Source organism: Candidatus Woesearchaeota archaeon (genome assembly GCA_018303425.1).
In the GTDB taxonomy this organism is placed as follows: Archaea; Nanobdellota; Nanobdellia; order Woesearchaeales; family JAGVYF01; genus JAGVYF01.
Genome location: JAGVYF010000013.1, coordinates 1 through 13,106, shown reverse-complemented (window position 1 = coordinate 13,106; position 13,106 = coordinate 1). Strand labels below are relative to the sequence as shown.

Genomic DNA, 13,106 nt, shown 5'->3' with positions numbered 1-13,106 from the left:
TGTTTGTAAATCACAAAAAGTAGAACTAAAATTATAGGCCCCTGCATTAATAAAAATTAGATTATCTCCAACCTTAGGATTTTTCAAATATACTTTATATCTGAATAAATCTAATGAACACGGAGTTTTACCTTTGATCTTGTATGCTTTGCCTGTTTTAAGCTCACCCTCAACAAGTAATTTTACAGGCACGATTAAAGCATCTAAATCCGTATTGTAAACAGATGCGTTTACAATAATATTATTCCCATAAATTGAAATTATTTCAGTCACAAGTTTACCTGCTGGTGCAGCTATAAACCTTCCGGGTTCAATCATCATTTTAATATTGTTTGAATTTAACCACTCTTTGAACTCTCTTATTTTTTTAAATATCCCCTGCAAAACTTCAGTATTCGTATTGGCATAACTTGATGGTAAACCTCCCCCGATATTAACAACATCAATAGCCCCCAATGTCTCTTTATTAAGCAAATCTTCCAATTCTCTTTTCAAGCTCCACTCGCTCATGTTTTGAGTTTTCCTATGGAAATGCACTCCTAATTGGCCAATTTTATTGTTATTGCTTAATTCTTTAATTTTCTCATTAATTACATCTGAATCCATTCCGAACACAAAATACTTTTCAGTCTTAACTGTGTTTTCTTTTAATTTCATTCTTAACAATAAATTTACTTTATTAGAAAAATCGTTAATTGCGCTTATAAAAATAGATAAATCACTTTCATTGTCAACAACAAACCACTTTATCCCTTTATATAATAACTCTCTTATTTCTGTAGCTTGCCAACCTTGCGCAAAAAATAATACACGAGACATATCTTTAATATACTTCAACTCATTGACCAAGTGAACACTAAACATACAACCTCTCTCTTTTTCCAGAATAGCTGTAATCAACGGATTTGTCTTTGAACTATAAGACACAATGTCAGAATAACCCGCGACCTTGTCAAACTGCCCAAGTACTACTTTTTTAGAAATTAAAAATTTTGGTTCAGCCATATCATACCTCAAATTTATCATCATCAATTTTATGTTCATATAATTGACCTGGACCATCTTCGAGTAACTCATGAATTTCTTCCATTCTCAGACTACAAACTCTCCAATAATCAGAACCCTCTTCCAATCCCTGTTTTTCTACATCTAATAAATCAACAATTTGTTCATCTTTAAAAACGTAAACACTATTACATCTATAATGACAGATATCTCTACAATGTGCTTCAATTTTAGAAGCATGAACTTCATAATCTTTTGCGAATAACTTTCTATGCTCTGTAGTTGCCCATAACAAACCTGCTTCTTCCATACCAATTGGCAGTAAACCTTTTTTCGCACGTTTCTCATTAATGTAATACATATGTTCCTCAATTTCTCTTATTTGCATTAAATTATAGACCATACACTTATCTTCTAGACTATCCATCTAAATCAAGCCCTCCACTTTCAAATCTTCTAAAGCCTTCATCATTGCCAATGGAAACATAATAGTTACATCGCCGATAACTGTTGCAACATCAGATTCATCGTTTACTTTCCCCCATGACTTGGCTTCGTCAGTTGTCGCTCCTGACATACTACCTGAAGTTTTATGGGCAGTTGTCATGTAAACTGCATAATTAGCTCCGCCATTTAGCAAAGTACAAAGAATTGCGTGATGCTTTGAAATGCTCCCGCCTAAAGCGATAACACCCTTTGCATCGTCATGTGTAGTACTAAACAAAATGTTTCCAAAATCTTTTACAACATCAACAATGAAATCAGAATGTTTTTGTTGGAACAAGTAAAGATGAAATCCGAACGCACCATCAGTTATAGCTGGGCAAAAAATTGGAACATCGTTTCTAGCTGCCTGATACAAAATTGAATTTTCATCATTCAATGTCAAACCAATCTCTTTCAACATTTCAGATATTGTCCACATTTTTTGTTTTTCGTATAATTTTTTTAGTACCGGGTTAATTAAATCTTCAAAATTCATATAACTTTCGTTCTTAACTAATAAATTTCCAATTCTGTTAATGCCTTTTTCATGAAGTTCAACGTCATCATCGCTAAATTTGCCCACTAAAAATTTTTCACCGCTGGCTTTCATAATGTCTTCTTCAATTCCTCCCACAGTAGTCACAATTATATCAGCCATTCTTAACTTTATTAGTTGAGCAAAAAAACCTCTTAACCCGGAAGTCACCATATTTGATGTGAATGTTAAGAAAATCTTAGCAGAATTCTTTTTCATTTTAACAAACACTTCAGCAGCTTTTGCAAGTTCAGTGCTTTGATAACCTAAGCTGGAAAAATCATTAACCAAATCTTTCACACTTATCCCAGGAGTCCATTTCAAATCTTTAACATACATAGTAATTACCTTTGATAATTATAATATAAATATGAATAAAAATAGAATTAATAAATTTACCTTCCAAATAAATTTACCTTCCAAATGCACTAACTGTATCAAATAATGTCTGATTCATATAAAATATAGTTTACAGAAGTTATTTATAAGGGTTGCGGTTTAGTTCAGTTTAGTTCAGTTCAATAAATTTACTACCGCATAAAGACAACTTAACAATAGAAACATTTTTATATTAATGGTAGTTATCAAGACCATATGGTAGATAAAACAACCGATAACAAACTGAAGATAATTGGCCTTTACCGTTCAAACTATTTGGCCCAATATCACACTAGAGAAATAGCCAAATTAATCAAAAAAAGCCATGTTACGCTTCTTCCTTACCTTAAAGCCCTCGAAAAAGACAAAATTCTAATTGCTAAGAATATCGGGAAAAACAAAGTTTACACTTTAAATTTGGATAATATACTCACCAAAAATTATCGGATTATAAGTGAGCTTGCGGAATCAATACTCTTTCAAGAACAAGTTTTCTTTATTAAAAAAATAACGACAGAAATTTTTAAACTTAATCTTTCAGGATCGCTTGTTTTATTTGGTTCTTACGCTAAAAGAACATTCAAAGAAGATAGTGATATTGACCTGTTTTATTTAGGAGAACTTAAAGAAATGGACATGACAAAAATAAAAGCAATCGGAAAAACATACGGAAAAACCATTAATCTTAAAACAGCCACCTGTGAAAACTTTGAAAGCGGATTAAGAAAAAAAGACGCTTTGATTATGGAAATCCTAAAATACCACATCATTTTACATAACCCAGACATTTTCATTAATGCATTATGGAGGTATTACAATGAAATCAGAGGATAAAGATTCCAAAAGCCATGTTTCTTGGTGCTGGAAACAAAAAAAAGGCATTAAGCTGGAAGAACCAAACGATAATCTCTGCAAAGCCTACATTGAGAAAGCAAAAAGTGCATTAAATATGCTTGATTCTGCAATTGAAAAAGAAGAAATTGATTGGATAGCGACAACAGCATATTATTCCCGATATTTTGTTCTGTATGCTTTTCTTCAAAAATGTGGCATAAAATCAGAAATCCATGACTGCACCATTTCATTAATGTATTTTCTTCTAGTTGAAGAGAATATTATCTCAGAAGAACTTTACACAGAATTATTATTAGCTAAAGATCTGCGTGTAGATACTCAATATTATGTAACAGAACAAATAGACAAAGAAAAACTGAAAACAGATTCAGCAACAGCAAGAAATTTTGTTTTGAAAATTGAAGAAATAATTGAGAACACAACAGAAACACAAATCAATAAAATCAGACTAAAACTTACTAACGCCCGCCACCCATGCTAACTCTACACTGGAAAACTATAACAGCGCCTAGAAGTACAGCAATTCAAAAACTCTTCGGCTGATGCCTTGTCCTCCCAACTCCGTTCAGATATTTGATTAACGATAATTCTAGTTCTCGCTCGCAGGTCGGAGAAACTAACACCGACAAAACGGGTTTTGTGCGACAATTTTATGCTGATTCTGATTAGATGTAGGTTTCCATCCAACACCTTTATATATTATAATTATCATAAAATATAAAAAGAGGTAAAATGATAGAAATCAGATTACACGGTCGTGGCGGACAGGGTGTTAAGAAAGCATCTATGATTCTGGGTAGAACTGGCTATATGGCAGGTTACAAAACTCAAGATTTTGCAATGTATGGCGCAGAACGTAAAGGCGCCCCAGTTACAAGCTTTGTAAGAATTGACAAAAAAGCAATTAATACTAGGGGCCACATATTTCACCCAGACTACATAGTAATTCTTGATGACACTTTAGACATTCCCTGTAATATAACAGGCGCAAAACCTACTACCCAGATTATCATTAACTCTGCCAAAAAATTTCCTAATCTAAAAAATGTCCACGTTGTAGATGCAACTTCAATCGTAATGAAAGAAACAGGTAAAAATATTACAAATGTTGCAATGCTCGGTGCACTTGCAAAAATATCAAAAATATTTTCTATTAAAAATATTGAAAACGCTGTAAAGGTTGAACTTGGCAAATATAATCCCGATATGCTTGCTAAAAACATGAAAGCAGCTAAAGAGATTTATAATCAAACAAAATAAAAAATTAGCATTTAAAATGATAGAAGAAAATAAAATAAAAAATATTGGAACAAAGGGTTTCCCCTATGCAACAGCAGGTATGAAAGCTTTAGAAAGAAGTTCATGGCGTGTCCAAAAACCTGTAATTGATTACAAAAAATGCATCAAGTGTCACACTTGCTGGCTGCTTTGTCCAGATTCAGCGTATGAAATTGACAATAAAGGTTACACGCACGCAAACGGCAAAGTTTGCAAAGGTTGTGCAATATGCGCAGTTAATTGTCCTGTACATTGCATTACAATGGAGCGTGAACACTAATGATTGATTTACTGGATGGCAACCAATGCGCAGCAATAGCAGCTAAACTGGCCAGAGTTAAATGTGTTCCATGTTTCCCTATCACTCCACAAACAGAAATTATTGAAACTATACAAAAATGGGTAGTTGACGGTGAATGGAAAGATGTGCAATTTAATCAATTAGAATCAGAACATTCCGCAATGTCTGCAGCATTTGGTGCGCAAATTACGGGTGTAAGAACCTTCACAGCTACTTCTTCACAAGGACTATTTTTAATGCATGAAATGTTGCCAATCATTGCAGGCGCAAGAGCGCCCATGGTTCTAGTCAATGTCTCAAGAGGAGTTTCATCTCCAATTACCTTATGGCCTGATCATAACGATGTTTTAGCGATGAGAGATACTGGATTTATCACATACATTTGCGAAACAAATCAAGAAGTATTAGATTCAATTATTATCGCATACAAAGTAGGCGAGAACAAAAATATATCATTACCATCGATTGTAAACATGGACGGTTTTATTCACTCTTATACAAGAACACAGGTAGATGTGCCTAAACAAAGTTTAGTTGATAAATTTTTACCAAAACTTAAAATGGCAATTAAACTTGATACAAAAAAACCTATGACCCTCGGAATTCCTGTGCTGGGAGATTATATGAAATTTAGAATTCAGTTGCATAAAGCGCAGCTTGACGCATTTAATGAAATAAAAAAAGTACATAATGAATGGTACAAATTAACTAAACGAAAATATGAATTTGTTGAAATGCACAAATTAAAAGATGCAAAAGCTGCGATTGTTATAATGGGTCCAAACACAACCATTGCGCGCGCAGCTGTTGACAACATGAGGAAAAAAGGTAAAATGGTTGGTTTGTTAAGAATACGATTATACAGACCATTCCCTGAAAAAGAAATTAAGGATGCTCTAAAAAATATACCGAATATTGCAGTTGTTGACCAAAATATTTGTCCAGGTATGTCAGGCATTTCATATCCAGAAGTAAAAAGTGCAATGTACGGTCAAAAAAATATTATTTCAAACTATATCGCCGGTCTTGGCGGGAAAGCATTAAGCCAAGAAGAGTTTGAAGAAGTATTGGAAGAAACACTAAATACAAAACAAGAAGTAAGAAAATGGTTGATGTAAAAAGTTATATCATTAATAAAAAAATACGCACATAAATTAACTGCAATTTAAAATCATTCAAAAAATAATCAAAAACACAATGGACAAAACAAAAGAAGTAAAACTTAATAGTAAAATAAACGGAAACGAAATTCGGGTAGACTTTAACGGAGAAAGTATGAACATACCAAAAGAAGATTTAGTTACTGGCGGAACTTTTGCATGTTCTGGATGTGGCGCAATCCTTGGCACTAAATTAGCCCTAAAAGCATTAGGTAAAGATACTATTATGATTAACCCTGCTGGCTGCATGACTTTAACAGCTACATGGCCGTTTACTCCCTACAAAGTACCATGGGTACACTCAGCAATTGAAAACGCGGGCGCAACCGCTACAGGAGTTTTGATGGCATTAAAAGCGCAAGACCTTGACAAAAAAGTTAACGTGCTAGCTTTTGCGGGTGATGGCGCATCATATGATATTGGTTTACAAGCATTATCAGGATTTATTACAAGACGCGAACACATAATTTACATTTGTTATAATAACTCATCATTCGCTAATACAGGTTTCCAGCATTCAGCTGCAACCCCCTATGGCGCAAGAACAAAAACAACTGAACCAGGCAAAAATTGCCCTGTAGGCAATCCATTACCCCGAAAAAATCTTGCCAAGATGATGGCGATAAACGGAGCTGAATACGTTGCAACTGCATCAGTCTCACACCCTATCGATTTTATTAATAAAATCAAAAAAGCAAAAGATATGAAAGGTCCAGTTTTTATTGATTTACTAACCCATTGTATTCCGGGATGGCTACATGCAGATGGAAATGGTATCCAAGTGGGGCAAAAAATGGTTGATTCAGGAATGTGGCCATTATATGAAATCCATAATAAAAAAGTAAATATTACTGTAAAACCCAAAATGATCCCTATCAAAGAAGCAATGCAATTACAAGGCAGGTTTAAACATTTAACTGAGAACGATATTAAGGTAATCCAAGACATGGTTAACAAAGAATGGGAACTTATTAACTCAGGTAAATTTTGGGAAAGTGAAGAATATTAATTCTGTTCTAAAATGAACAAGCTCCAATCCATAACAAAAGCCTGCAAAATAACGGACCAAATCTTCTCAGATATAATCAAAAACTTCTCAATATTTAACTCAGAAAAACAAATATCAAATTTTATCATCAAAGAAATTAGGGATAGAAAACTGCGACCAGCATTTGCGCCGATAGTTGCTACTGGAAAAAACGCTGCCGAAATACATCACAAACCAACAAAAGATTGGTACAATGGTTTTTGTGTAATTGATTTGGGTGTGCGCGTTAACGGTTATTGTTCAGATATGACAAGGACAATATTTATAGGTAAACCTTCTGTAAAAGAAAAACTACTTTATGATTTATTATTAAATGCTCAAATTTCTTGTATCAAAAAAATAAAACCCGGAATTTCTTGCAAAGAACTTGCTCGTTATAATGTGAAAATGTTGGGTAAACATAAAAACCAGATGATTCATGCATTAGGGCATGGCGTTGGTAAATATATACATACTAAACCAAAAATATCGCTAAAATCTAATGACGCACTTAAAAAGGGAGATATTATAACAATTGAGCCAGGGATTTATTATAGAACTAAATATGGAATAAGGATAGAGGATACGCTTGTAGTTGGCGGTAATGTATTGACAAAGAGTGATAAAAAACTATATCTCCAAAAATAAAATAAAAATTATTTCTTTTTATTAGTTCGTTTAAAAATCACCCTTTCGTAAACAACCTGCCCTTTAATCCGGCAAAATCTCCAAAAACTCCCTTTGGCCACTTTTTATCAGCATACTCAAAAAACTTATGCTCCTCATTCCTACGATTAATTCGTTCAATTGTTTCCCCTTCCAAAGAAATAAGCAATTCTATCTCTTTATTATTAAACATATATCTAATATGTTCGGGCAAATACTCACGTTTCTGCACCTCATACGTCGCGTCAATACTAGGCACATTCATAAGGCCACCAGACCCTAAAGACCCCGCATCATTTCCAATTCCAATAGAATTCCCTCTAAAATAAAAACGCTTAATTTCATATTCAATCAGCTTAACATCAGCAACTTCACCTAATTTATAATACTTACCAGCTTTCCGTAATCCAAATCTTAAGCCATCCCCTCGCATCCAATAGTATCCTACGCCATGCCCAGCAGGACGCTCAGCACATTCTTTCCAATCTCCACATTTATTCCCTGTGGCACCTAACTGCTCATCTAATGTCATTTTAAACCTCCAAAGTCATTTTAACACCCCTTATATTATCAAAATTCCAATTCCTAAATTAAACTTCTGCTAATTTTTGGGGGAAATCCCAAAAACTATCTAAAGAGATAAGCCTTTATTCCGAATATGCACAAGATTGACAAAAAAGATAAAAAAATCATTTATGCACTATGTCAGAATAGCAGACAGCCATTTTCACAAATTACAAAACAAATATGTTTATCAAAAAATGAAGTTGCATACAGAATAGAGCGAATGAAGAGGATAGGACTGATAAAAAAGTTCCTTACAGCTGTCCAATTTGGCTTTACAAAATCGGAGAACAACTGCAACTATCGCCAGATACAATAGCGTACAGAATAAAAAAATTAGAAAAAGAAAATGTTATTGTAACTTCAATTCAAAATATTGAAATTTCCATTTTAGAATTTACGCGATATCTTATAATTCAATTAACAACGCCCACACAAAAACAATTTAAACAATTAAAATTATATTTGAAAGAGAATAAATATGTCCAGTATGCAGTCAGAGGCGCAACTCAGTTTGAGATATTAATGACGATAGACGTAAAACATCCGAGAGAAATTGATAATTTCATCAATGAACTGCGTATTAATTTTTTTGAAATAATTCAAACACCGGAATTGATGCTAATAACTGAAAATTTACAATATAATTTATTCCCGAAAGGATTATTATCCTAAAACTAAAAACTTAAACTTGCATTTGATAGTCTAGCTTTTCCATTTCTTCTTTAAACTGTTGATTGCGATTTTTTCCTGAAACAAAAGTTTATCCAACTCCGCCAAATAAATACCATATACATACTTTCCATCTTTAATCTTTTGCACGCATCGCGCACCAAGCTGTTCATTTATCCTGACAGATATTTCATTATGAATTGGCTTAAGCAATATTCTGGCATAGAGTTTATCAAACCCAGCTTTCTTTACTGAACTAAACGCATGCTCTAACAGCTTCTTACCAATCCCCCTACCTCTAAATATAGAATCAACATTCCACAAATCTCCATATACAAAATCTCCTTTCATATTATACTTCAACTGCATCCGGCGAATCCTGATGACTACGCAAATAATCCGAATCAAACACTATCCAAAAGCCTGCAAACGCACCATCCTTAAAAACAGAGAATGCAAACCTTGTATCCTTAATCAATTTTTTTCAATCACCTGTTGAAGGTGCCTTCAAATAAGAAAATATATCATCTTTAATTTTAACATTCATCCAAAACAAAACTTCAAACTTATTTGCGTCTTCAACTTTTGCTCTCTTAATCTTCAGTTTCATTTCAACCAATACTCGCACAAAACCAGAATCCCCCCACTGCCTGTTCAGGAAACGTGAAACAAAGTACATAGTAACCGTATACGAACGTAGTAAACTTTATGAGCAAATTGCAGAAAAAAAAGTATTAACAATGCAAAGAACATTGAAATAGCGTATCCTTATTTAGTTATGTTAGATAAATGAAAGATGGATTCTTTAGATTATATCGTACATACTTCCTCTAAAAAAACAGGATGCTTTAGCTTTCTGACTTAAGATTGTGATTCCAGAACCATGTACCATCTTCACAAGAGCAGTAGAAGGCTCAATATCTAATACAAATTTCTTAAAAAAAGGTGCAATAGAATCATAATGACTCACCATCCAAATAATCAATCTCCTATCTGGCTTTTTTTCATGATATAAAGCTGCCCATCTTGCTTCAGTAAGAACTGCCTTATATATTCTATCAGCAACTTGATTTTGCATTTCAACTCCTCTTTGTTCAGCTATTTTTTTTTCAGATTCAAGTTCATAATTCATCCAAAACTTAGCACCTGCCGATTGATTTGCGCCACCATATTTATAACCATATTTACCTTTCATCCACTTTACAAAATCAGGTGATTGTTCAAACATTAATAAATCTTTCAATTCAGCAGATTCAATAGGTTTCCATCTCCTAAAAAAAGTATTATTCAAAAATTGTTTATGATCAACAGCATTATCATTCATTGCCTCTTTTAAACCTTGAATTACATATTTGGCAGTATCAACTGCACGCCTTTTATCAGGTAAAGAAACGCCTTCAGCAGTTGCCAATATTGCACTACTTGCCACCATTCTAATATCTAAAGTAGATTTTTCATCTCCTAATTGCATAAACATAGTATTAAAAAAGCTGACACCTATAGCAGCAGCCGTAGCTTTACCTTTAGCTGTTAAATTTCCAAATTCATTAGCACTATCCTCACGACAATCCTCTGTATTCCTCTCCAGTATAATCAATGTTTCACCTACTCCTAGTTTCAATGGAATCATATCATTAATTTCTATCTGAAATAATGGCTTACCAAGTTTATCAGTATTTTTTAAACCAGCATATCTACCTTCTAAAAATTGTTTAGAATACTTCTCCATATCTAAAAGGATATGCATAAGCACTAATAAGTTCTTATCAATTTCTTTCCATAATACTTGAAACTTTGAAACATCCCCTTTAACTTTTGATTTTAAATAGATAAAATAGTTTGTTTGAAACTTTTTTAACTCCTTTACATCACTTAATAAATTTTCTACAAAACTTACTATAGTTTCGCCATCAGGTAATTCCTTGTATTTATACCCAGCTGACACCGAAAAAAGTAATTCATATTTATTTAATCTAGTAAACAATGATTGCAATAAATTTTCAAAAACTTCAACATCTGCAACAAGTTCTTTGTCATTAAATCGCTTGGTGCGATAATTTTGATAAAAAGTATTTTTATTTTGTTCTAATAAATTTCTATGCTCGCGCACAAAAATTATAAAATCTCGTAATTCATTTTGATTTATTTGTTGAACCATTTTATTTTTTCTTAGAATTTAATTCTTTATCAAACTTTTTTTGCAATGCCTTACATTTCTTATTTAAATCTATAGCTCTCTGATTTCTTATTTCAATTAATCTCTTTCTTCGCGTTTCAGAAATTTCAGTCATTTTTTTATCAACTAATCCCCTTACTTCATCTGCTTTATCAAGCATTGCTTGTTTTGTTACGACATAATTCTCATAATTTGCACCATTTAATACTCTATCGCAAGACCTATCCGGATCTTCCCAGCCCGATGTAATTGCAATCACCATTTTATCGTTTTCATCTTCTACTGCTACAATAATATCTTCCTGAACTCCCATATCCATCATTTCCCAAACTCTAATATATTCATACTCTTTCGGAGTAAGCTTTCGAATTATTCCTTTCATAATATTATTTGGATTTTTTTTTGATTTTCGAATCATATGCATTTCAAAATCGTCACCCCAATGTTTTCTCATTAAATCTCTCGCAGAAATATCTGGTGCAAGAATCGCATTAGGATATTTTTTATCTGGAAAATGCTTTGTTTTCATAACACATAATTCATACCCCTTTAAAATAGCTGAAACCCCTTCCAGATTTTTACGTCCAACTATATGTTCCATCATTGCTGAATCTCTATTTGATCCAGCTTGAAAACATGTTAAAAATTTTACCATAATCTCACCTTCTAAAGTTTATCCACTAAATTAACAAGATAATTAGCAGCATCACCAACAGATTTAAATTTTGGAACCCCTTTTTTGACCCAACCATTCAAAACATTACGATGATATTTTGAAATCTCAAAATGTTCCATTGTAACTCCCCCATCATAATTACCCTCTTGTCTAGCTTTAATATATTTTTTATGAGTTCTCCAATCTGGAATCACAACAGCATCAGGCCTTAATACATCAGAAGAAGAACCCATTATCCACAAACCTTGCTTTTTAGCTTCTTCGGTTACTATATCGCATCGTCTACAAATCTCCTTAATATAATTTAAACCTTGAAGCCACCAACCAAATTTGGGATGCGCCTTTGTTGCAACCCAAAGCTCATCACCATCAATCCACTTTTTTTTCTTTTGACTATTTATAAAATAAGTTATACCTGCCCCAGAAGGTGCTAAAATAAAGAAACCTACTTTATGAACCTTATACTCTTTTTTGAATGCTTCATAGACTTCAGTTCCATCTTTAAATATCACTGGAGTTTTAAAATCAAGTAGATTTACATAATCAATTTTCATAATTTAATAATCTCTTTCACCTTTATATATTTTTTCTTTTTAATGCCGTGTGGCATGATTATCAATATTTTACAAAGCTATCGCTATATTGTGAATTTTTGCAGCCTACCAGCTAGCAAACATCTTTAATCGTTTGATATGCCCAAAATTTAAGCCTTGCTTCATGATACAAATTTTTTTTAGTATGACTACTTAGGGATTCTCCAAAAATAGTTTTTACAGCTGAAAAAATCCCCTCTGTTGCCACCCAACGATGTCCATAACCTTTATCCTTTGCCCAATTTTTATAACCTTTTTTTTGAAATTCCTGCACAGCATAAGGTCTTGGACCAATTCCACCTGGATTTGCATTTTTCCGAATCTTGATCCCTGATTCTATCCCTAATTTTGCGTAAAGATTAAAATTATCTTCACAATCATATAATCCATCAGCATGATTTTTAGCGATATTTTTTGAATTTTTTCTAAGCATACCTCTACTTGCTTTGTTTTCATCTAATTCTTCATTACCTACTCTAATATCAACTATATTTCCTTTAATATCTCCAAGAATCACGACTTTAACCCACCCTCTTTTGACTTTCCATTTATGCCTAATCCATTCTCCGCGATTAGATACCTTTAATCCAGTTCCGTCGGTGCCAGTCACTAAATGATATCCTTTGGGTTTAAAGTTGATGGATAACTTGTTTATTCTTCTTCTAATCTGACTAAACGAAATTACCGGAAAATTGCCTATATGTTTTGACAGATTAGAAGAAGAATAAACAAGT

Annotated in this window: 19 protein-coding genes; 9 read left to right on the top strand and 10 right to left on the bottom strand. The window is 33.0% G+C overall.

All coding sequences use genetic code 11. The annotated features are described in order from the left end of the window. The 3 genes from J4418_02765 to J4418_02755 form a co-directional block, all read right to left on the bottom strand. Positions 1-1,005 (bottom strand): decarboxylase (locus tag J4418_02765; protein MBS3112976.1); only part of this gene is annotated, 1,005 nt, incomplete at its 3' end. A gap of 1 nt (position 1,006) precedes the next feature. After that, on the bottom strand, positions 1,007-1,432 hold the full coding sequence (locus J4418_02760; protein MBS3112975.1) for a hypothetical protein: 426 nt from the start codon (positions 1,430-1,432) through the stop codon (positions 1,007-1,009). Beyond that, a complete protein-coding gene (locus J4418_02755) occupies positions 1,433-2,365 on the bottom strand; it encodes a deoxyhypusine synthase family protein (protein MBS3112974.1) in 933 nt (310 codons plus the stop codon). A 255-nt stretch (positions 2,366-2,620) separates the two neighbouring features. Between J4418_02755 and J4418_02750 the strand changes: the two genes are divergently transcribed. The 7 genes from J4418_02750 (at position 2,621) to J4418_02720 (ending at position 7,673) form a co-directional block, all read left to right on the top strand. Continuing rightward, positions 2,621-3,238: a nucleotidyltransferase domain-containing protein gene (locus tag J4418_02750; GenBank protein MBS3112973.1), complete on the top strand. Its 618-nt coding sequence runs from the start codon at positions 2,621-2,623 to the stop codon at positions 3,236-3,238. Further along, on the top strand, positions 3,222-3,740 hold the full coding sequence (locus J4418_02745; protein MBS3112972.1) for a HEPN domain-containing protein: 519 nt from the start codon (positions 3,222-3,224) through the stop codon (positions 3,738-3,740). Before J4418_02750 ends, J4418_02745 begins: the two co-directional genes overlap by 17 nt. A gap of 251 nt (positions 3,741-3,991) precedes the next feature. After that, positions 3,992-4,519: a 2-oxoacid:acceptor oxidoreductase family protein gene (locus tag J4418_02740; protein MBS3112971.1), complete on the top strand. Its 528-nt coding sequence runs from the start codon at positions 3,992-3,994 to the stop codon at positions 4,517-4,519. Between the two features lie 79 nt (positions 4,520-4,598). Beyond that, a complete protein-coding gene (locus tag J4418_02735) occupies positions 4,599-4,817 on the top strand; it encodes a 4Fe-4S binding protein (GenBank protein MBS3112970.1) in 219 nt (72 codons plus the stop codon). Further along, a complete protein-coding gene (gene porA, locus J4418_02730) occupies positions 4,817-5,956 on the top strand; it encodes a pyruvate ferredoxin oxidoreductase (protein ID MBS3112969.1) in 1,140 nt (379 codons plus the stop codon). The genes J4418_02735 and porA overlap by 1 nt, the downstream gene beginning before the upstream one ends. Before the next feature lie 157 nt (positions 5,957-6,113). Next, on the top strand, positions 6,114-7,007 hold the full coding sequence (locus tag J4418_02725; GenBank protein ID MBS3112968.1) for a pyruvate synthase subunit beta: 894 nt from the start codon (positions 6,114-6,116) through the stop codon (positions 7,005-7,007). A 12-nt stretch (positions 7,008-7,019) separates the two neighbouring features. Beyond that, positions 7,020-7,673 carry a M24 family metallopeptidase gene (locus J4418_02720; GenBank protein ID MBS3112967.1) on the top strand — a complete coding sequence of 218 codons (654 nt, stop codon included), beginning with the start codon at positions 7,020-7,022 and terminating at the stop codon, positions 7,671-7,673. A gap of 37 nt (positions 7,674-7,710) precedes the next feature. Here the strand turns inward: J4418_02720 and J4418_02715 are convergent, their stop codons facing one another. After that, the gene (locus J4418_02715; protein ID MBS3112966.1) at positions 7,711-8,223 is read right to left on the bottom strand and encodes a hypothetical protein; all 513 of its coding nucleotides are present in this window, start codon (positions 8,221-8,223) and stop codon (positions 7,711-7,713) included. Between the two features lie 126 nt (positions 8,224-8,349). On the opposite strand from J4418_02715, the gene J4418_02710 reads away from it, so the two are divergent. Then, positions 8,350-8,574, top strand: a complete 225-nt coding sequence (locus J4418_02710; GenBank protein ID MBS3112965.1) for an AsnC family transcriptional regulator — start codon at positions 8,350-8,352, stop codon at positions 8,572-8,574. Positions 8,575-8,720: 146 nt separating this feature from the next. Continuing rightward, on the top strand, positions 8,721-8,930 hold the full coding sequence (locus J4418_02705; protein MBS3112964.1) for a hypothetical protein: 210 nt from the start codon (positions 8,721-8,723) through the stop codon (positions 8,928-8,930). A gap of 30 nt (positions 8,931-8,960) precedes the next feature. Here the strand turns inward: J4418_02705 and J4418_02700 are convergent, their stop codons facing one another. From J4418_02700 to J4418_02675, 6 genes are all read right to left on the bottom strand, one after another. Beyond that, positions 8,961-9,296, bottom strand: coding sequence for a GNAT family N-acetyltransferase (locus tag J4418_02700; protein MBS3112963.1), 336 nt, complete (start codon positions 9,294-9,296; stop codon positions 8,961-8,963). 115 nt (positions 9,297-9,411) lie between these two features. After that, positions 9,412-9,606 carry a hypothetical protein gene (locus tag J4418_02695; GenBank protein ID MBS3112962.1) on the bottom strand — a complete coding sequence of 65 codons (195 nt, stop codon included), beginning with the start codon at positions 9,604-9,606 and terminating at the stop codon, positions 9,412-9,414. A 126-nt stretch (positions 9,607-9,732) separates the two neighbouring features. Further along, a complete protein-coding gene (locus J4418_02690; GenBank protein ID MBS3112961.1) occupies positions 9,733-11,085 on the bottom strand; it encodes a hypothetical protein in 1,353 nt (450 codons plus the stop codon). Between the two features lies 1 nt (position 11,086). Then, a complete protein-coding gene (locus J4418_02685) occupies positions 11,087-11,758 on the bottom strand; it encodes a hypothetical protein (protein MBS3112960.1) in 672 nt (223 codons plus the stop codon). 11 nt (positions 11,759-11,769) lie between these two features. After that, a complete protein-coding gene (locus tag J4418_02680; GenBank protein ID MBS3112959.1) occupies positions 11,770-12,333 on the bottom strand; it encodes a hypothetical protein in 564 nt (187 codons plus the stop codon). Between the two features lie 112 nt (positions 12,334-12,445). After that, positions 12,446-13,106, bottom strand: a 661-nt coding sequence (locus J4418_02675; protein MBS3112958.1) for a hypothetical protein, incomplete at its 5' end; no start/stop codon positions are given.

What these genes read in the sequence shown, in the direction of transcription:
- J4418_02740 (MBS3112971.1), top strand. Translation starts at nt 3,992, where the DNA reads ATGATAGAAATCAGATTACACGGTCGTGGCGGACAGGGTGTTAAGAAA.
- J4418_02725 (MBS3112968.1), top strand. Translation starts at nt 6,114, where the DNA reads ATGAACATACCAAAAGAAGATTTAGTTACTGGCGGAACTTTTGCATGT.
- J4418_02685 (MBS3112960.1), bottom strand. Translation starts at nt 11,758, where the DNA reads ATGGTAAAATTTTTAACATGTTTTCAAGCTGGATCAAATAGAGATTCA.
- J4418_02715 (MBS3112966.1), bottom strand. Translation starts at nt 8,223, where the DNA reads ATGACATTAGATGAGCAGTTAGGTGCCACAGGGAATAAATGTGGAGAT.
- J4418_02700 (MBS3112963.1), bottom strand. Translation starts at nt 9,296, where the DNA reads ATGCAGTTGAAGTATAATATGAAAGGAGATTTTGTATATGGAGATTTG.
- porA (MBS3112969.1), top strand. Translation starts at nt 4,817, where the DNA reads ATGATTGATTTACTGGATGGCAACCAATGCGCAGCAATAGCAGCTAAA.
- J4418_02710 (MBS3112965.1), top strand. Translation starts at nt 8,350, where the DNA reads ATGCACAAGATTGACAAAAAAGATAAAAAAATCATTTATGCACTATGT.
- J4418_02680 (MBS3112959.1), bottom strand. Translation starts at nt 12,333, where the DNA reads ATGAAAATTGATTATGTAAATCTACTTGATTTTAAAACTCCAGTGATA.
- J4418_02760 (MBS3112975.1), bottom strand. Translation starts at nt 1,432, where the DNA reads ATGGATAGTCTAGAAGATAAGTGTATGGTCTATAATTTAATGCAAATA.
- J4418_02735 (MBS3112970.1), top strand. Translation starts at nt 4,599, where the DNA reads ATGAAAGCTTTAGAAAGAAGTTCATGGCGTGTCCAAAAACCTGTAATT.
- J4418_02695 (MBS3112962.1), bottom strand. Translation starts at nt 9,606, where the DNA reads ATGTACTTTGTTTCACGTTTCCTGAACAGGCAGTGGGGGGATTCTGGT.
- J4418_02745 (MBS3112972.1), top strand. Translation starts at nt 3,222, where the DNA reads ATGAAATCAGAGGATAAAGATTCCAAAAGCCATGTTTCTTGGTGCTGG.
- J4418_02750 (MBS3112973.1), top strand. Translation starts at nt 2,621, where the DNA reads ATGGTAGATAAAACAACCGATAACAAACTGAAGATAATTGGCCTTTAC.
- J4418_02690 (MBS3112961.1), bottom strand. Translation starts at nt 11,085, where the DNA reads ATGGTTCAACAAATAAATCAAAATGAATTACGAGATTTTATAATTTTT.
- J4418_02755 (MBS3112974.1), bottom strand. Translation starts at nt 2,365, where the DNA reads ATGTATGTTAAAGATTTGAAATGGACTCCTGGGATAAGTGTGAAAGAT.
- J4418_02720 (MBS3112967.1), top strand. Translation starts at nt 7,020, where the DNA reads ATGAACAAGCTCCAATCCATAACAAAAGCCTGCAAAATAACGGACCAA.